Source organism: Kocuria sp. UCD-OTCP, from assembly GCF_000349605.1.
Taxonomy (GTDB): Bacteria; Actinomycetota; Actinomycetes; order Actinomycetales; family Micrococcaceae; genus Kocuria; species Kocuria rosea.
This window is the reverse complement of the sequence record NZ_AOSQ01000004.1, coordinates 66,437-83,480: the sequence shown is the minus strand read 5'-3', so window position 1 is coordinate 83,480 and position 17,044 is coordinate 66,437. Positions and strand designations below refer to the sequence as shown.

The 17,044-nt window shown below is 73.9% G+C and carries 18 protein-coding genes; all 18 read right to left on the bottom strand.

What is annotated here, in order from left to right; all coding sequences use genetic code 11:
- Nucleotide 1: 1 nt before the first annotated feature.
- Nucleotides 2–1,258: a glutamine-hydrolyzing carbamoyl-phosphate synthase small subunit gene (gene carA, locus H488_RS22260; protein ID WP_017832304.1), complete on the bottom strand. Its 1,257-nt coding sequence runs from the start codon at nucleotides 1,256–1,258 to the stop codon at nucleotides 2–4.
- A gap of 61 nt (nucleotides 1,259–1,319) precedes the next feature.
- Entirely contained in the window at nucleotides 1,320–1,823 is a 504-nt protein-coding gene (locus tag H488_RS22255; RefSeq protein ID WP_017832303.1) for a PH-like domain-containing protein, read from the bottom strand.
- 40 nt (nucleotides 1,824–1,863) lie between these two features.
- Nucleotides 1,864–3,180, bottom strand: a complete 1,317-nt coding sequence (locus tag H488_RS22250) for a dihydroorotase (protein ID WP_017832302.1) — start codon at nucleotides 3,178–3,180, stop codon at nucleotides 1,864–1,866.
- A 6-nt stretch (nucleotides 3,181–3,186) separates the two neighbouring features.
- Complete coding sequence (locus H488_RS22245; RefSeq protein ID WP_017832301.1) at nucleotides 3,187–4,185, bottom strand: aspartate carbamoyltransferase catalytic subunit; 999 nt, start codon at nucleotides 4,183–4,185, stop codon at nucleotides 3,187–3,189.
- Nucleotides 4,182–4,805: a bifunctional pyr operon transcriptional regulator/uracil phosphoribosyltransferase PyrR gene (pyrR, locus tag H488_RS22240; protein ID WP_017832300.1), complete on the bottom strand. Its 624-nt coding sequence runs from the start codon at nucleotides 4,803–4,805 to the stop codon at nucleotides 4,182–4,184. Before pyrR ends, H488_RS22245 begins: the two co-directional genes overlap by 4 nt.
- Nucleotides 4,806–4,932: 127 nt before the next feature.
- On the bottom strand, nucleotides 4,933–5,598 hold the full coding sequence (locus tag H488_RS37605; protein WP_202804006.1) for an ATP-binding cassette domain-containing protein: 666 nt from the start codon (nucleotides 5,596–5,598) through the stop codon (nucleotides 4,933–4,935).
- A gap of 71 nt (nucleotides 5,599–5,669) precedes the next feature.
- Nucleotides 5,670–6,080, bottom strand: a complete 411-nt coding sequence (gene nusB, locus H488_RS22230) for a transcription antitermination factor NusB (protein WP_031282389.1) — start codon at nucleotides 6,078–6,080, stop codon at nucleotides 5,670–5,672.
- Nucleotides 6,077–6,640, bottom strand: a complete 564-nt coding sequence (gene efp, locus H488_RS22225; protein ID WP_017832295.1) for an elongation factor P — start codon at nucleotides 6,638–6,640, stop codon at nucleotides 6,077–6,079. The genes nusB and efp overlap by 4 nt, the downstream gene beginning before the upstream one ends.
- A 77-nt stretch (nucleotides 6,641–6,717) precedes the next feature.
- Nucleotides 6,718–7,833, bottom strand: a complete 1,116-nt coding sequence (gene aroB, locus H488_RS22220; protein ID WP_017832294.1) for a 3-dehydroquinate synthase — start codon at nucleotides 7,831–7,833, stop codon at nucleotides 6,718–6,720.
- Nucleotides 7,830–8,441: a shikimate kinase gene (locus tag H488_RS22215; protein ID WP_017832293.1), complete on the bottom strand. Its 612-nt coding sequence runs from the start codon at nucleotides 8,439–8,441 to the stop codon at nucleotides 7,830–7,832. Before H488_RS22215 ends, aroB begins: the two co-directional genes overlap by 4 nt.
- Nucleotides 8,438–9,766 (bottom strand): chorismate synthase, encoded by a 1,329-nt coding sequence (gene aroC / locus H488_RS22210; protein ID WP_017832292.1) that lies wholly within the window; start codon nucleotides 9,764–9,766, stop codon nucleotides 8,438–8,440. The genes H488_RS22215 and aroC overlap by 4 nt, the downstream gene beginning before the upstream one ends.
- Nucleotides 9,767–9,829: 63 nt before the next feature.
- On the bottom strand, nucleotides 9,830–10,723 hold the full coding sequence (locus tag H488_RS22205; protein WP_017832291.1) for a shikimate dehydrogenase: 894 nt from the start codon (nucleotides 10,721–10,723) through the stop codon (nucleotides 9,830–9,832).
- Entirely contained in the window at nucleotides 10,714–11,937 is a 1,224-nt protein-coding gene (locus tag H488_RS22200) for an endolytic transglycosylase MltG (protein WP_017832290.1), read from the bottom strand. Before H488_RS22200 ends, H488_RS22205 begins: the two co-directional genes overlap by 10 nt.
- Nucleotides 11,934–12,626: a Holliday junction resolvase RuvX gene (gene ruvX, locus H488_RS0117880; RefSeq protein WP_109269152.1), complete on the bottom strand. Its 693-nt coding sequence runs from the start codon at nucleotides 12,624–12,626 to the stop codon at nucleotides 11,934–11,936. The genes H488_RS22200 and ruvX overlap by 4 nt, the downstream gene beginning before the upstream one ends.
- On the bottom strand, nucleotides 12,623–15,319 hold the full coding sequence (gene alaS / locus H488_RS22195; protein ID WP_017832288.1) for an alanine--tRNA ligase: 2,697 nt from the start codon (nucleotides 15,317–15,319) through the stop codon (nucleotides 12,623–12,625). The genes ruvX and alaS overlap by 4 nt, the downstream gene beginning before the upstream one ends.
- Nucleotides 15,319–15,690, bottom strand: coding sequence for a hypothetical protein (locus tag H488_RS37355; protein ID WP_017832287.1), 372 nt, complete (start codon nucleotides 15,688–15,690; stop codon nucleotides 15,319–15,321). Before H488_RS37355 ends, alaS begins: the two co-directional genes overlap by 1 nt.
- A complete protein-coding gene (locus H488_RS22190; RefSeq protein ID WP_031282383.1) occupies nucleotides 15,687–16,115 on the bottom strand; it encodes a DUF948 domain-containing protein in 429 nt (142 codons plus the stop codon). Before H488_RS22190 ends, H488_RS37355 begins: the two co-directional genes overlap by 4 nt.
- Before the next feature lie 195 nt (nucleotides 16,116–16,310).
- Complete coding sequence (gene rpsD, locus H488_RS22185; RefSeq protein WP_017832285.1) at nucleotides 16,311–16,943, bottom strand: 30S ribosomal protein S4; 633 nt, start codon at nucleotides 16,941–16,943, stop codon at nucleotides 16,311–16,313.
- Between the last annotated feature and the right edge of the window lie 101 nt (nucleotides 16,944–17,044).

Here is a 17,044-nt window from a genome sequence, read left to right as displayed (position 1 = left end):
GTCAGTTCTGCCCTTCTTCCTGTGCGTTCGGGGTGTCCTCGGGGCTCTGGGCGCCCTGGGCGCCGCCGGGGACGGCGTTGTCGACGGTCGGGTCGGCGCGGCCGTCCCGGTGGCTGTCCATCAGCTCGATGAAACGGCCGAAGAGGTAGGAGGCGTCGTGCGGGCCGGCGGCGGCCTCCGGGTGGTACTGCACCGAGAACGCGGGCAGGTCGAGGCAGTTGAGGCCCTCCACCACGTCGTCGTTGAGGCACACGTGGCTGACCTCGACGCGGCCGAACTCGCCCAGGGGCGCCTCGACCGGGCCGTCGAGGGGCGCGTCCACGGCGAAGCCGTGGTTGTGGGCGGTGATCTCCACGCGCCCGGTCCGCCGGTCCAGGACCGGCTGGTTGATCCCGCGGTGGCCGAAGACCAGCTTGTAGGTGCCGAAGCCCAGGGCCCGGCCGAGCAGCTGGTTGCCGAAGCAGATGCCGAAGAACGGGATCCCGGCGCGCAGCACCTCCCGCAGCGTCTCGATCTGCCGCTCGGCGGTGGCGGGGTCGCCGGGGCCGTTGGAGAAGAACACCCCGCGCGGGGCCAGGGCCCGGATCTGCTCGAAGCCGGTGTCGGCGGGCACCACGTGCACCCGCACCCCGCGCTCGGCGAAGCGGTGCGGGGTCATCGACTTGATGCCGAGGTCCACCGCCACCAGCTCGTGCAGGACCTCGCCGGTCCAGCCGTGCTCGGCGGGCTCCACGACGTAGGCCTCGGGGGCGGAGACGGTCTCGGCGAGCCGGCGGCCCTCCATCCGCTCGGCGGCGCCGACCTCGGCGACGAGCTCGGCGTCGGGGCGCAGCGCGGCGTCCCCGGAGAAGATCCCGCCGCGCATCGCGCCGCGGTCCCGCAGGTGGCGGGTGATGGCCCGGGTGTCGACGTCCTGGATGCCGACGACGCCCTGGGCCACCAGCTGCTCGTCGAGGGACCCCTCGGAGCGCCAGTTGGACGGGCGGCGGGCGGCGTCGCGCACGACGTAGCCGGACACCCAGATCCGCCGGGACTCGGCGTCGGCGGCGTTGACGCCGGTGTTGCCGATGTGCGGGGCGGTCTGCACGACGAGCTGGCCGGCGTAGGACGGGTCGGTGATGGTCTCCTGGTAGCCGGTCATGCCGGTGGAGAACACGGCCTCGCCGAGGGCGGTGCCGAGGGCGCCGTAGGCGCGGCCGCGGAAGACGCGGCCGTCCTCCAGCACGAGCACGGCGGGGTCAGTGGTGATCGAGCTCAAGGTCGTCCTCACGTTCGGGTCTGTGGGTCGGGAAGGCGGGGCGGCGGGTGCCGCCGGCGGGTCAGGAGTGCGGTGCCGGGACGATCGCCTCCACGGCGTCGAGGAGGCGCTGCTTGTCCTCGGCCCGCTGGGTGCGGAAGCCGGTGTCCACCACGGTGGAGCCCAGCCGCCAGGTCAGCACGGCGAGCCCGTCCCGCTCCACGAACTTGCCGACCATGCCGGAGCTGGTGCCCACGGCCACGAGGTCGGCGGCGGGGACGAACAGGCCCGGGGCGCCCTGCCGGTCCAGGAGCACGCCGTCGTCGTGGACCAGGGCCGTCGCCCGGGCGCGCACGCCCAGTCCGTGGGCCGCGATCCGCTCGAGCGGGGCGCCGGTCTCCGTGGTGCTCACGTACATGCCCGGGACCACGAGCCGGGGCTCGCGCTCCTCGATCCCCTCGGGCGGCGCGGCCGGCGCCGCGATCCCCGACTGGCGTCGCACGCGCGTGCGCCAGCCCCGGCGGAGCAGGGCGAAGAGCACGGCGAGGACGATGACCGTGACGAGCACGGTGCTGAGCTGGTCCATGGGACGGGGGCCTCCGGGCGGTGGAAGGGGGTCGGCGCGGTCAGGCGGCGGGGGTCGGGGCGGGGGTGTTGAGGGCCCCGTCGAGGACGGTGGGGTGGCCGCGGAAGAAGGTGGCGCGGACCGCGCCGGGCAGCTCCATGCCGCGGTAGGGGCTGTTGCGGCCCTTGGACGCGTGCCGGGCGGGGTCCACCACGGTGGTCGCGGCCGGGTCCCACAGGGTGAGGTGAGCGGGCTCGCCCTCCTCGAGCGGCCGGCCCTGGCCGGCGAGGCGCCCGATCCGGGCGGGGGTCGCCGAGGTGATCCGGGCGACGTCGCGCCAGGTCAGCAGGCCGGTGTCGACGAGGCTGAGCTGGACCACGGACAGCGCGGTCTCGAGCCCGGTCATCCCGTTGGCCGCGCAGGACCACTCGCACTCCTTGTCCTCGGCGGGGTGCGGGGCGTGGTCGGTGCCGATCACGTCGATGGTGCCGTCGGCCACGGCCGCGCGCAGGGCGTGCACGTCCTCGTCCGTGCGCAGCGGCGGGTTGACCTTGAACACCGGGTCGAAGCTGCGGACCCGCTCGTCGGTGAGCAGCAGGTGGTGCGGGGTGGCCTCGGCGGTGACGTCGATGCCGCGCTGCTTGGCCCAGCGGACGATGTCCACGGAGCCCCTGGTCGAGAGGTGGCAGATGTGCACGCGGGAGCCGACGTGCTCGGCGAGCAGCACGTCGCGGGCGATGATGGCCTCCTCCGCGACGGCGGGCCAGCCCGTCAGCCCGAGCTCGGCGGACACGGCGCCCTCGTTCATCTGGGCGCCCTCCGTCAGCCGCGGCTCCTGGGCGTGCTGGGCCACGACGCCGTCGAAGCCCTTGACGTACTCCAGGGCCCGGCGCATGAGCACCGGGTCGTGCACGCACATGCCGTCGTCGGAGAACATCCGCACGCCCGCGCGGGACTCGGCCATCGCCATGATCTCGGACAGCCGCTCGCCCTTCAGACCCACGGTCACGGCGCCCACGGGACGGACCTCGACCCAGCCCGCGGAGCGGCCCAGCTCGTGCACCTGCTCCACCACACCGGCGGTGTCCGCCACGGGATCGGAGTTGGCCATCGCGAAGACCGCGGTGTAGCCGCCGAGCGCGGCCGCCCGGGTGCCGGTCTCGACGGTCTCGGCGTCCTCCCGGCCGGGCTCGCGCAGGTGCGTGTGGATGTCCACGAGCCCGGGCAGGGCCACGAGCCCGGCGGCGTCGAGGATCCGGGCGTCGCCCGCGTCCGCGGCGAGGTCGGGGCCGATGCGCCGGATCACGCCGTCCTCGACGAGGATGTCGGCGGTCTGCTCGCCGAGCAGCTGGGCGCCCTGGATGAGGTACGAGGTCACGAGAGGTCAGCGCTCCTGGGGGTGCGGGGTGGAGGTGGGGTCGAGGTCGTCGCCGGAGAGCAGCAGGTAGAGCACCGACATCCGCACGGAGACGCCGTTGCGCACCTGGTCCAGGACCGTGGAGCGCGGGGAGTCCGCCGCGGCGGAGGAGATCTCCAGCCCGCGGTTCATGGGTCCCGGGTGCATGATCGCCGTGGCGGCCCCGGCGGCGTCGAGGGCGGCGACCCGCTCGGGGGTGAGCCCCCACTCCCGGGCGTACTCCTGGGCGGTCGGGAAGAACGCGGCGTGCATCCGCTCCCGCTGCACGCGCAGCATCATCACCGCGTCCGGGGCGGGGTCCAGGGCCTCGTCGAGGGAGAAGACCACCCGGCACGGCCAGTCCGCGATGCCGACGGGCAGCAGGGTGGGCGGGGCCACGAACGTGACCCGGGCGCCCAGGGTGGTGAACAGCCACAGGTCGGAGCGGGCCACCCGGGAGTGCAGGACGTCGCCGACGATCACCACGTGCATGCCCTCGAGGTCGAGCCCGCGGGTGCTCTCGCGGCCCTCGGTGCGGGCACGGTGCTGGCGCAGGGTCATGGCGTCGAGCAGGGCCTGCGTGGGGTGCTCGTGGGTGCCGTCGCCGGCGTTGACCACCGCGGCGTCGATCCAGTCGGACTCCGCGAGCTGCTGCGGGGAGCCGGAGGCCGAGTGCCGGATCACCACGGCGTCGGCGCTCATCGCCGCGAGGGTCTGGGCGGTGTCCTTGAGGGACTCCCCCTTCGAGACCGAGGAGCCTTTCGCGGAGAAGTTGAGGACGTCCGCGGACAGGCGCTTGGCGGCCGTCTCGAAGGAGATGCGGGTGCGGGTCGAGTCCTCGAAGAAGAGGTTGACCACGGTGCGGCCCCGCAGCGCGGGGAGCTTCTTGACGGAGCGCTGGCCCACGGCGGCCATCTGGTCCGCGGTGTCCAGGAACGTCAGGGCGGCGTCGTAGGAGAGGTCCTTCGTGGACAGCAGGTGCCTCATGCGCCGGTTCCCGGCACGGTGGTCTCGATGACCACGCAGTCGGCGTTCTCCGCCGCGCGGGGCTCGGGGTCGGTCTCGGCCAGCCGGACCCGGACCTTCTCCTGGGAGGAGGTCGGCAGGTTCTTGCCCACGTGGTCGGCGCGGATGGGCAGCTCCCGGTGGCCGCGGTCGACGAGCACGGCGAGGCGGACCACGCGGGGCCGGCCGACGTCCACGAGGGCGTCGAGGGCGGCGCGCACGGTGCGCCCGGAGTACAGGACGTCGTCGACGAGGACCACGGTGCGCCCGTCGATGCCCTGCACGGGGATGCGGGTCGGCTGGGGGGCGCGGGCGGGATTCTTGCGCAGGTCGTCGCGGAACATCGTGACGTCGAGCTGGCCGAGGCTCGCGGCGGCGTCGAAGCCGGTGTCGGAGGCGGCGATCTTGGCGGCGATCCGCTGGGCCAGCGGGTAGCCGCGGCGCGGGATGCCGAGCAGGACGAGGTCCGAGCTGCCCCTGTTGGCCTCGAGGATCTCGTGGGCGATGCGCGTCAGGGCGCGGTCGATGTCGGCTGCCGAGAGGATGACGCGCGCGGCGGCGGGTCCCGTCGAGGGACCGGCCGCGGAGGTGTCGTCGTTCATGGGTGCCGCCTCCTTCCCCGCCTCACAGGACGGACTTAAAGGTTGCTTGCTCGCCCCAAACTAGCACAGCGGCCCTGACGCCCCGGGCCCGGTGTGACGCCCGCCTCCCCCGGCGACCCCGCCCGGGCTAGGCGCTGTGGTCGGCCCGCTCCCACCAGGCGGCGGTGGCCGCGGCCGAGCCGAGGGCGACGAGCGCGACGCCCAGGACGCCGCCCGGACCGGCGCCGGCGGCGTCCGGGCCGGCCGTCCCGGCGAGGAGGGCGGGCACGGCCCAGGGGAACCACGCGCCGTGGCCGACCGCGGCGAGCACCTGAGCCACGAGGACGGCGAGGGCCATGGCCCCGGCGGTGGCCCAGGGCACGCGGGAGCGGCGCAGCTTCAGCGCCTCCGCCCCGAGGGCGGCCGCCGGCTCACCGGTCACCGGGGCGCTCCTGCCGGTGCTGCGCGCCCACCAGGCGCAGGAAGTAGGCCTCGAGGTCCTCGCGGACCACCGCGAGGCCGGTGGGGGGCACGCCGCCGTGGACGAGGGCGGCGGCCACGGCGTCCGGGCGGTCCGCGGCGCCGGCGTCGCCGAGCACGGCTGCGGGCCCCGCGCGGTGCGCGTCGCCGCGCCCGCGGCCGAGGGCCGGACCATGCCGAGGACCGTCCGCATGACGGTGGTCTTGCCGGCGCCGTTGAGGCCCAGCAGCGCGTAGACCTCCCCCGGGCGGACCTCGAGGGTGACGCGGTCGACCGCGCGCACGGTCCCGTAGTGCTTCGAGACGCCCTGCAGGCGCAGCGCGGGAGCTGTCATGGGGACCTTCCCGGGACGCACGGTCGTGGTCCCGGAAATGGTAGCGCCCCGGGCGGGGTCCGGCGGCCCCGTCAGCCGAGCAGGGTCGGCTTCATCTGCTGCAGCCGGCCCAGCAGGCCGTTGACGAAGCGCGGGGAGTCGTCGCCCGCGAGCTCCTTGGCGAGGCTCACGGCCTCGGCCACGGCGACCCCGTCCGGGACGTCGTCGTTGAACAGCAGCTCCCAGGCCCCCACGCGCAGCACGTTGCGGTCCACCGCGGGCATCCGCTCGAGGGTCCAGCCCTGGGAGTACGTCTCGAGGTACTCGTCGAGCTCACCGCGGCGCATCGTGACGCCGAGCACGAGCTCCTCGGCGTACGGGGAGACCTGCGAGTCGCTGTGCATCCGGCGCCGCTCCATGACCTCGCGGGCGTCCTCGGAACGCTGCTCGGCCTCGAAGAGGATCTCCACGGCGCGCCGGCGCGCCTTGCCCCGGGCGCTCACTCGTTGACGCGGCCCAGGTAGTCACCCGTGCGGGTGTCGACCTTGACCTTGGTGCCCTGCTCGAGGAACAGCGGCACCTGGATCTGGTAGCCGGTCTCCACGGTGGCGGGCTTGGTGCCGCCGGTGGAGCGGTCGCCCTGCAGGCCCGGCTCGGTGTAGGTGATCTCGAGGACCACGGATGCGGGCAGCTCGATGTAGAGCGGGGCCCCCTCGTGCAGCGCGATGGTCACGTTGAGGTTCTCGAGCATGAAGTTGGCGGCGTCACCCACCACCTCACCGGGGACGGTGATCTGGTCGTAGGTCTTGTTGTCCATGAAGACGTAGTCGGCGCCGTCCTGGTACAGGTACTGGTACTCGCTGCGGTCCACCGTGGCGGTCTCGATCTTCGCGCCGGCGTTGAAGGTCTTGTCGACGACCTTCCCGGAGGTGATGTTGCGCATCTTGGTGCGCACGAACGCCCCGCCCTTGCCCGGCTTCACGTGCTGGAACTCGATCACGTTCCAGAGGTTGCCCTCCAGCTTCAGGACGGTGCCGTTCTTGATGTCGTTGGTCGTAGCCACAGGTTCTCTCTCTGGTTGTCTGCGAAGTCGGCAGGTCGGCGCGGACAGGGGGGTGTCGTCCCGGACCGCGGACCAGTCTAGCTGGGCGCGCCCTCTGCGATCTCCTGGTAGCTCGCGAAGAGGATCGCGGGGTCGGGGACCTCGAGCACGCGGGGCCGGCCGACGGCGTCGAGGACGACGAAGCGCAGCAGGTTCCCGCGCGTCTTCTTGTCCCGCTTCATGACCTCGAGCAGCCGCGGCCACTGGTCCCACCGGTACGCGGTCGGCAGGCCGAGGGAGGCGAGGATGCTGCGGTGGCGCTCGACGACGTCGTCGGCCAGGTTCCCGGCGGTGCGGGCGAGCTCGGCGGCGAAGACCAGCCCCACCGAGACCGCGGCGCCGTGGCGCCACTGGTAGCGCTCGTTGTGCTCGATCGCGTGGCCGAGGGTGTGCCCGTAGTTGAGCATCTCCCGGCGGCCGGCCTCGCGCAGGTCGCCGGAGACGATCTCGGCCTTGACCCGGATGCTGCGCTCCACGAGCTCCCGGACCACCTCGGACTGCGAGTCGCGCACCGCCTCCGGGTGGGCCTCGATCAGCTCGAGGATCCGCTCGTCGGCGATGAAGCCGCACTTGACGACCTCCGCCATGCCGGTGAGCAGCTCGTTCTCGGGCAGCGTCCGCAGCGTGTCGAGGTCGCACAGCACGGCCGCGGGCGGGTGGAAGGCGCCCACGAGGTTCTTGCCCTCGGCCGTGTTGATCCCGGTCTTGCCGCCCACGGCGGCGTCGACCATGCCGAGCAGGGTGGTGGGCACGTGCACCACGCGCACCCCGCGCAGCCACGTGGCGGCCACGAACCCCGCGAGGTCGGAGACCGCTCCCCCGCCCACGGACACGATCGCGTCCGAGCGGGTGAAGTCGTTCTGCCCGAGGACCTGCCAGCAGAAGGACGCCACCTGGACGTGCTTGCCCTCCTCGGCGTCGGGGATCTCGGCGGTGAACGCCTGGTAGCCCTGTCCGCGCAGCTCCTCCATGACCACGTCGCCGGTGCTGCGCAGCGCCCGCGGGTGGATGACGAGCACGCGCTGGACCCGGTCGCCGAGCACGCGGGGGACCTCGCCGAGCAGCCCGTGGCCGACGAGGACGTCGTAGTTCTCGGCCGGGCGCTCCCCGGTGACGGGGATGGTCGTGACGGTGCGGGGAGCGGACTCGCTCATGCCTGGGCCTCCTGGGTGCTGTCGGTGGTGCCGCCGGCGCTCCGTGCGGAGCGCAGGCGGGTGAGCTCCGCCTCGAGGTCGGCGCCGATCTCGGCGACGGGCCGGTTGCCGCGGCCGTCGAGGGTGATGTCGGCGAGCTCCTCGTAGCAGGCGCGCCGGGACTCGTAGAGCTCCTGCCAGCGCCGCTCCGGGTCCGGCTGGAGCATGGGGCGGGTCCGGTTGCCGCTGATCCGGGGCAGCACGGTCTCGGTGTCCACCTCGAGGTAGGCGACGAGCTCGTGGCGCAGCAGCTCGCGGGTGGACGGTGTCATGGGGGCGCCGCCGCCCACGGAGAAGATCGCGTTGGCGTGGTCCGGGTCCCGCAGGATCTCGGCCACGGTGTCCGCCTCGAGGTCGCGGAAGTACTTCTCGCCGTGCTCCGCGAAGATCTTCGAGATCACCCCGTACCGGGAGACGATGACCTGGTCGGCGTCCACGAAGTCGTAGCCGTAGAACTTGGACATGTGCAGGGCCAGGAAGGACTTCCCGGCGGCCATGGGCCCGATGAGCACCACGGGCCGCTGCGGGGTCTCGGCGGCGTCGGCCGGGGCGGGGAACTGCGCGTTCACGCCTGGGCCTCCCCGGGCTCGGCGGGCGCGGCCGCATCTGCGGGGGCCCCGGTCTCGGCGGGGGCCACGAGGGGGTCGCCCATGTGGTCGTCGCGCGCCGCGGCGGCGTCGTCCCCGAAGGCCCCGAGCTCGCCGGCGGAGTGCAGGGACTCCGGGATCGCGGCGAGGTAGGCGTCCTTGTTGCGGGCGGTCTCGGTGATCGAGTCCCCGCCGAACTTCTCCGTCACGGCGTCGGCGAGCACGAGGGCGACCATCGCCTCGGCGACCACCCCGGCGGCGGGCACGGCGCAGACGTCCGAGCGCTGGTGGTGGGCGCGGGCGGCCTCGCCGGTGGCGACGTCGACGGTGCGCAGCGCCTTCGGCACGGTGGCGATGGGCTTCATGGCCGCGCGCACGCGCAGGACGTCACCGATGGACATGCCGCCCTCGATCCCGCCGGCGCGGTTGCTCACGCGGCGCACCGCGCCGTCGGCGCCGCGGGAGATCTCGTCGTGGGCCTCGGAGCCGGGCCGGGCGGCGGTCAGGAAGCCGTCCCCGACCTCGACGCCCTTGATGGCCTGGATGCCCATCAGGGCCCCGGCCAGGCGCGAGTCGAGCCGCCGGTCCCAGTGCACGTACGAGCCGAGCCCCGGGGGCAGCCCGTAGGCGAGGACCTCGACGACGCCGCCGAGGGTCTCCCCGTCCTTGTGGGCGGCGTCCACCGCCGTCACCATGGCCTCCGCCGTGGCGGGGTCGAAGCAGCGCAGGGGGTCGGCGTCGAGGCCGGGGACGTCGGAGGGCAGCGGGCGCGCGGCGTCCACCGGGGCGCTGACGGCGCCCACGGCCGTGGTGTGGGAGACGAGCTGCACGCCCACGGCCTCGAGGATCTTCGCGGCGACGGCGCCGAGGGCCACGCGCGTGGCCGTCTCCCGGGCGCTGGCGCGCTCGAGCACGGGCCGCGCCTCGTCGAAGCCGTACTTCTGCATGCCGGTGAGGTCCGCGTGGCCGGGGCGGGGGCGGGTGAGGGGGGCGTTGCGGGCGCGGCCCGCGAGCACCTCCGGGTCCACGGGGTCCGCGGACATCACCTCGCGCCACTTGGGCCACTCGGTGTTGGCGATCTCGATCGCCACCGGCCCGCCCTGGGTCACGCCGTGGCGCACGCCGCCGAGCAGGCGCACCTGATCCTGCTCGAACTTCATCCGCGCGCCGCGCCCGTAGCCGAGCCGGCGGCGGGCCAGGGCGTCGCGGACGTCCTGGCTGGTCAGGCTCACCCCAGCCGGGACGCCCTCGATGATCCCGACGAGCGCCTCGCCGTGCGACTCGCCGGCCGTGAGCCAACGCAACATAACAACTCTTTCCGTTCGGGGTCTCGGCGACAGGGCCCCGCGGGGCGCGGCCGCCGACAGGTCTCAGGTGCGGGGCAGGGACGGGGCGGCGAGGATGGGCCGCCCCACGGCCGCGCACATCGCGGCGACCACGTCCTGCTCGCGGGGCAGGGGTGTGCCCGGATCGCGGCCGGTGAACAGGCGGATCTGGTCCACCGCCTGGAAGATCAGCATATCGAGTCCCGGGGCCACCGCTCCCCCGGCCCGGGACCAGGCCGCGGCCACCGCCGACGGCCACGGGTCGTAGGCGGCGTCCAGGAGGACGCCCGTGGTGGTCGGGGCGGCGGCCTCCAGCTGCGCCGCCAGCTCGTCCGCGCCGTGCGGCGGGAGGGTGGAGACGACCACGTCGTACGCGGCCAGGAGGCCCGGCGCCTCGTCCCACGCCCGCAGGTGCACGGGGATCCCGAGCCGGCGCCCCGCCTCGACGGCGCGCCCGGCGCGGGTGGCGGAGCGCACGAAGACGTCCACGGAGGCGGCCCCGAGCCGCTGCGCGGCGGCGACGGCGGCCGTGGCCGTGCCGCCCCCGCCGAGGACGGCGGCCCGGGGGACGGCCGGCACGGTGCCCGCCGCGAGCACCGCGCCCACGATGCCGGTGACGTCGGTGTTGTGGCCGAGCACCGTCCCGTCCGGGCGGAAGAGCAGGGTGTTGACCGCGCCCACCGCCGCCCCGAGGACCGTGAGCTCGTCCGCGCACGCGGCGGCCACCGACTTCAGGGGCATCGTCACCGACAGCCCGCGCCAGGCGGGGTCGGACCGGCGGGCGTCGACGAACGGCGGGAGCTGCTCCTCGACCAGGTCGTGGGCGTCGTAGTGCACGTTCTCGCCCAGCACCGCGTACGCGGCGCGGTGCAGGTCCGGGGACCTCGAGTGGCCGATGGGGTGGCCCACCACGGCGGCGCGGGCGGGACTCACCCGCACCGGCCCTCGTTCTCGCTGCACCACTGGTTGTACTCCTCCACGTACCCCAGGTGCTCCGCGTAGGTCTCGGCGAACTTCGTCTCGCCCGTGTCCAGGTCCACGGTCACCCAGAAGTAGTAGTCGTTGTCCTGCGGGTCGGCGGCCGCCGCGATGGCGGCGTCGCCCGGGGAGCCGATGGGGCCCACCGGCAGGCCGGGGTTGGCGAAGGTGTTGTACCGGTTGGACTCGTCGCGGCGCTCCTCCTCCGAGAAGTCGTAGCTGCGGCGGTCGAGGCCGTAGGTCACGGACGCGTCGGACTGGATGAACCCGGAGGTCTCGCCGTCGGGGTTCTCGAGCCGGTTCTCGATCGCGCCGGCCACCACGTCGTAGTGCTCGGGCTGGACCTCGAACTCGATGATCGAGCCGATGGTGAGCACCTCGAAGATCTGGTCCTCGTCGCTGATGCCGTTGTCGTCGAGGGTCGTGCGGGTGCGGTCCACCATCGTCTGCAGGATCTGCTCCGCCGTGGCGTCCAGCGGGAACCGGTACTCGCCCGGGTGCAGCCAGCCCTCGAGGGTGGGGAAGCGGTCCGGGATCCCGAACGTCGCCGTGTCCTCCCGGTAGGCCTCGAACTCGGAGACGGGGATGCCGGTGGACTCGCTGAGGATCCCGAACACGTCGGTCATGCGCAGGGTCCGGTTGACCGCCGCGTAGTGGCTGGCCTCGTCCTCCTCCATGAGCGCGTCCACGGCCGCCTCCGAGCTCATCTCCGTGCGCAGCTCGTACTCGCCGGGCTGGATGAACTGCTCGGCGTGCTCCTCCTGGTAGGTCTCGACGAACGTCTCGGCGTCCGCCACGATCCCCTGCGCCTCGAGGGCCACGGCGATCTGGCCGGTGGTGGCGCCGTCGGCCACGGAGAAGGTCACGGGGTCCTTGCCGTCGCCGCGGTAGTCGCGGACCTCGAACCACCGGAAGGTGGAGCCGAGCACGGACACCGTGATCAGCGCGGCGAGCAGGAACAGGGCGATGGCCGTGGTCAGGGAGACGCGGCCGCGGCGCCGGCGCTGCTTGACCTGCTCGGGGGTGAGCTCCTCGTGCTCGAAGACGCCGCGCAGGCCCGTGGAGGGCTCCCGCGAGGACGGGGCGTCCAGGAGGCTGCCCAGACCGCCGCCGGACGACTCCCGGGGCGCCTCGGGTCGGCGGGGCGCCGACTGGTCGTACGGATCGTCGCTCACGAATGCTCTCCGTCCGGATCGGTGGTCGTCAACGGTGCCGTGCGCGCCCGGTCGGGCGCTCCGGCGGTGTCCTCGGCGGTGTCCTCGGCCGTGTTCCCGGCTCCGGTGGACGACTCCCCGCGGCGGGCCGCGGCGGGACCCTGCCCGTCGCGGTCACCCCCATTATGCGGGACGGCGGGCGCCGCGGCGCCGGACACCGGCGGGTCCACCGGCGCGCCGGGCTCCGCCCCGGTCGCCCTGGCCCGGTCCACGGCGCTCTGCAGGATGGTGGCCGCGGCCACCTGGTCGACCTTGTCCATGTGGTCGCGGCGGGCGACCCCGGCCTCCAGCAGCGCCCGGTGGGCGTCCACGGTGCTGAGGCGCTCGTCGACCAGCCGCACCGGCACGTCGCGGCCCTTCACGCGCAGCCGCCGCGCGAGGGCCTCCGCGTAGTCGCGCGCCATCGCGGTCGAGGCGTTCTCCCCGCCGTCGAGGCTGCGGGGCAGCCCCACGTAGACGGCGACGACGTCGTGCTCCTGGACCAGGCCGGCCAGCAGCTTCACGTCGAAGCCCTTCCGGGGGTCGGGGTCGCGCCGCAGCGTGGTAAGCGGCGTGGCGAGGATGCCGTCGGGGTCGCACAGGGCGACCCCGACGCGGACGAGGCCGACGTCGACCCCCATCCGCCGTCCCCGGGCGTAGGCGTCGCTCACGCGGCGGCGCCGCCCGCCGCCCGGGCGATGTCGGCCAGCACCGCGTCCAGGGCGTCCCCCGTCTTGGCCGGGTCCTGCCCGCCGCCCTGGGCGATGTCGTCCTTGCCGCCGCCGCCGCCGCCGAGGACCTTGGCGGCCGTGCGCACGAGCCGGCCGGCCTGCACCCCGGCCGCGCGGGCGCCCTCGGTGGTCGCCACGAGGACCAGGGGACGGCTCTTGGCCGTGCCCGTGACGGCGACGACGAACGGCTCCGCCGTCATCCGGCCGCGCAGGTCGAGGGCGAGCGAGCGGACGTCGTCGGCCCCGGAGACCTCGCCCATGTCGTGGGTCAGGACCTTCACGGCGCCGACCTCCCGCACCCCGTCGAGCAGGGAGCCGGCCTGCGCCTGGAGCTTCTCGCGGCGCAGGACCGCGAGCTCCTTCTCGGCCGACTTCAGCTTCTCGAGGGTGCCTGCCAGGCGCTCGGGCAGCTCCGCGGAGGACTGCACCTTGAGCATGCCGGTGAGCTGGTGCACGAGGGTCCGCTCGGCGGCGAGGTGGCGGAACGAGTCCAGGCCCACGAGGGCCTCGACGCGGCGGTTGCCTGAGCCCACGGACTGCTCGGTGAGCAGGGTGAGCGAGCCGATCTGGGCGGTGCCGCCCACGTGCGTACCGCCGCACAGCTCCCGGGACCAGGGTCCGTTCAGCTCGACCACGCGCACCCGGTCCCCGTACTTCTCGCCGAACAGGGACATGGCGCCCATGGCCTTGGCCTCGTCGAGGGCCATCTCCTGCGTGACGACCTCGTGGTTGGCGTGGATCGCCGCGTTGGAGACCTCCTCGATCTCCTGGCGCTGGGCCTCGGCGAGCCCCTCGCCCCACGCGAAGTCGAAGCGCAGGTACCCCTCCTTGTTGAAGGAGCCGCGCTGGACGGCCTCGGGGCCGAGGATGTCGTGCAGGGCCGCGTGGACGATGTGGGTGCCGGTGTGGGCGGCCTCGGCGGCGCGCCGCCGGGCGACGTCCACCTGGGCGAGCACGGTGGCCCCGGAGAGGGCCTCGCCCTCGCGCACGACCGCCTGGTGCACGGACAGCCCCTTCACGGGCTGCTGGACGTCGGTGACCTCGAGCACGAAGCCGTCGCCGCTGATGGTGCCCCGGTCGGCGGCCTGGCCGCCGGCCTCGGCGTAGAACGGTGTCTCGTCGAGGACGACCTCGACGTGCTCCCCGGCCGACGCGGCGGGGATGGTCACGCCGTCCTGCAGCAGGGCGCGCAGCACGGTCTCGTGGCCGAGCCGGGTGTAGCCGGTGAACACCGAGCCGCCCTCGTCGACGAGCCGGCGGAACACCGAGAGGTCGGCGTGGGCGCCCTTCTTGGCGCGGGCGTCCTGCTGGGCGCGGTGGCGCTGCTCCTCCATGAGACCGCGGAACGCCGTCTCGTCCACCTGGACCCCGGCCTCCGCGGCCATCTCGAGGGTCAGGTCGATGGGGAAGCCGTAGGTGTCGTGCAGGGCGAAGGCCTCCGCGCCGGAGACGGCCTGGCCCTGGCGCCGGGCGCCGGCCACGGCCTCGTTGAGCCGGGTGGTGCCGGACTCGATGGTCTTCAGGAACGCCCGCTCCTCGGCGTAGGCGATCCGGGAGATCCGCTCGAAGTCCTCGGCCACGTAGGGGTAGACGCCGCGCATGGCGTCCCGGGAGGCGGGCAGCAGCACGGGCAGGCAGGGCTCGGTGACGCCCATCAGGCGCATCGCGCGGATCGCGCGGCGCAGCAGGCGGCGCAGGATGTACCCGCGGCCCTCGTTGGACGGGCTCACGCCGTCGGCGATGAGCATCAGCGAGGAGCGGACGTGGTCGGCGACCACGCGCATCCGCACGTCGTCGTCGTAGCCCTCCTCCCCCGGCTTCTCGGAGCCGTGGTACCGCTTCCCCGAGAGCTCGGACGCCCTGTCCAGGACGGGGCGGACCTGGTCGGTCTCGTAGAAGTTCTCGACGCCCTGCAGCAGCATGGCGAGGCGCTCGACGCCGAGGCCGGTGTCGATGTTCTGCTCGGGGAGGTCGCCCAGGATCTCGTAGTCCTTGCCCGAGCCCTCACCGCGCTGGTACTGCATGAAGACGAGGTTCCAGATCTCGATGTACCGGTCGTCGTCGACGGCCGGGCCGCCCTCCCGGCCGTACCGGGGGCCGCGGTCGTAGAAGATCTCCGAGTCGGGGCCCGCGGGGCCGGGCTGGCCGGTGTCCCAGTAGTTCTCGTCCCGGCCCAGCCGCTGGATCCGCTCGGCGGGCACCCCCACGGTGTCCTTCCAGAGCGTGTAGGACTCCTCGTCGCCCTCGTAGACGGTCACCCACAGCCGGTCCGGGTCCAGACCGAAGCCGCCCTTCTCGAGCGGGCTGGTGAGCAGCTCCCACGCCATGGGGATGGCCCGCTCCTTGAAGTAGTCGCCGAAGGAGAAGTTGCCGGCCATCTGGAAGAACGTGCCGTGCCGGGCGGTCTTGCCCACCTCGTCGATGTCGAGGGTGCGGATGCACTTCTGGATGGACGTGGCGCGCCGGTAGGGGGCGGTCTCCTGGCCGAGGAAGTACGGGATGAACGGGACCATGCCCGCGATCGTGAACATGGCACCCGGCTGGGAGGAGATCAGCGAGGCGGAGGGCACCACGGTGTGGCCCTGGCCTTCGAAGTAGTCCAGCCAGCGCTTGGTGATTTCCTGAGAGAGCATTACCGGTGCTTTCCTTCGCGTTCGGTCGAGGGGTCGGTGGGCTCCGCCGCGGCCCCGGCCGCGCCGGGGGCGGCGGTGCCGTCCAGCACCGGCGGGGCGGTGCGGCCGGCGGCGAGACGGCCGGCCTGCGGCCGGGGGGCGGCGACGCCGAAGGAGTCGCGCAGCTCGGCCTCGCGCTCGTCCATGCCCGCGCGCACGGTGGCGGCGAAGCGGTAGAGCCGGGAGCGCCAGTCCCCGGGGCGGGGCGCGCGCGCGGCGCCGCTGCCGCCCGGCACGGAGAGGTCCTGGCCGGGTGACCGGGCGAGGCGGGTGGCGGCGGCGCCGAGCACGCCGCCGGCGGCCACGAGGGCGAGCCGGCCCCAGAAGCTCATGGCCGGTCCTCCCCCGGGGCGCCGGGGGCCTGCTCGTCGGCGGCCCCGAAGCGGTCGGCCCGGTGGGAGCCGTGCGGGGCGGTGTCGCCCGTGAACGCCCGGCGGACGCCGTGCGAGAACGCGGCGACCTTGATCAGCGGCTGGCCCACGGTGGAGGCCACCAGGGAGGACAGCGCGGAGACGTTCGCGGAGGCGTCGGAGACGTTGGTCGTGATCCCGTCCACCTTCTCGAGCTGCGAGTTGGTGGTCGAGACGGTGCGGGTGACCTCGTCGATGAGGGGGACGGTCTCGTTGTTGAGCGAGCGGATCGTCAGCCGCAGCTCGTCGAAGACCTTGCCGAGCTTGAGGATCGGCACCGCGAGCAGGAGCACCAGCACGGCGAACACCCCCGCGGCGAGCAGTCCTGCGATTTCTCCACCGGTCATGGGGCGGCGCGCTCCTTGCTGGTCGGGTCGGGGGGCCGGGGCGGCAGGACCGCCCGGGCGTGCGGGGACGGGCACCGGCGCGGTGCCCGGGGATCAACTGTACCGAACGGAAGAGCCCGCGGCGCAGGCGCCGCGGGCTCTCCGCAGGGAAGGCCCTGCCCCGGGGGGGGGTCCCGGCGGCAGGAGCCCGCAGGATCAGGCCATGCGGGCGTAGTACTCCACCACGAGCTGCTCCTCGCAGGTCACGGGGACCTCGGCGCGCTTGGGCTTGCGGACCAGCTTGGCCTGCAGCTTCTCGATCTGCACGTCGAGGTAGCCCGGGGTGTCGGGCAGCACGGCCTGGTGCGCGCCGGCGGCGGCGACCTGGAAGGGCACCATCTTCTCCGACTTGGCGTGCACGTGGATCAGCTGACCCTCCTTGACCTGGTAGGAGGGGCGGTCCACCCGCTCGCCGTCCACCAGGATGTGGCGGTGCACGACCATCTGGCGGGCCTGGGCCATGGTCCGGGCGAAGCCGGAGCGCAGGACCAGGGCGTCCAGGCGGGACTCCAGCAGGGCGACCAGGTTCTCACCGGTCTGCCCCTCCTGGCGCTTGGCCTCGACGTAGGCGATGTGCATCTGCTTCTCGCGGATGTTGTACTGCGCCCGGAGACGCTGCTTCTCGCGCAGCCGGACGGCGTAGTCCGAGTCTGCCTTCCGGCGGGCACGGCCGTGCTCGCCGGGGCCGTAGGGACGGCGCTCGAAGTACTTCTCGGCCTTCGGGGTCAGGGCGATCCCGAGGGCGCGGGACTTGCGCACCTGGCGGCGCGCACGCGTGTTGTTAGCCACGTTTACCTTTCACAATGCGGTGCCCTCCCCCGTCCGGCGTGCGGTGCGGGGGGAGCGTGTTCTGTTCGGTCCGGCCTCCGAGGACGGGATCGGTCCCGCCG

What these genes read in the sequence shown, in the direction of transcription:
- pyrR (WP_017832300.1), bottom strand. Translation starts at nt 4,805, where the DNA reads ATGAACGACGACACCTCCGCGGCCGGTCCCTCGACGGGACCCGCCGCC.
- aroB (WP_017832294.1), bottom strand. Translation starts at nt 7,833, where the DNA reads ATGAGCGAGTCCGCTCCCCGCACCGTCACGACCATCCCCGTCACCGGG.
- H488_RS22255 (WP_017832303.1), bottom strand. Translation starts at nt 1,823, where the DNA reads ATGGACCAGCTCAGCACCGTGCTCGTCACGGTCATCGTCCTCGCCGTG.
- H488_RS37605 (WP_202804006.1), bottom strand. Translation starts at nt 5,598, where the DNA reads ATGACAGCTCCCGCGCTGCGCCTGCAGGGCGTCTCGAAGCACTACGGG.
- alaS (WP_017832288.1), bottom strand. Translation starts at nt 15,319, where the DNA reads ATGCTCTCTCAGGAAATCACCAAGCGCTGGCTGGACTACTTCGAAGGC.
- H488_RS22190 (WP_031282383.1), bottom strand. Translation starts at nt 16,115, where the DNA reads ATGACCGGTGGAGAAATCGCAGGACTGCTCGCCGCGGGGGTGTTCGCC.
- aroC (WP_017832292.1), bottom strand. Translation starts at nt 9,766, where the DNA reads ATGTTGCGTTGGCTCACGGCCGGCGAGTCGCACGGCGAGGCGCTCGTC.
- H488_RS22245 (WP_017832301.1), bottom strand. Translation starts at nt 4,185, where the DNA reads ATGAGGCACCTGCTGTCCACGAAGGACCTCTCCTACGACGCCGCCCTG.
- H488_RS37355 (WP_017832287.1), bottom strand. Translation starts at nt 15,690, where the DNA reads ATGAGCTTCTGGGGCCGGCTCGCCCTCGTGGCCGCCGGCGGCGTGCTC.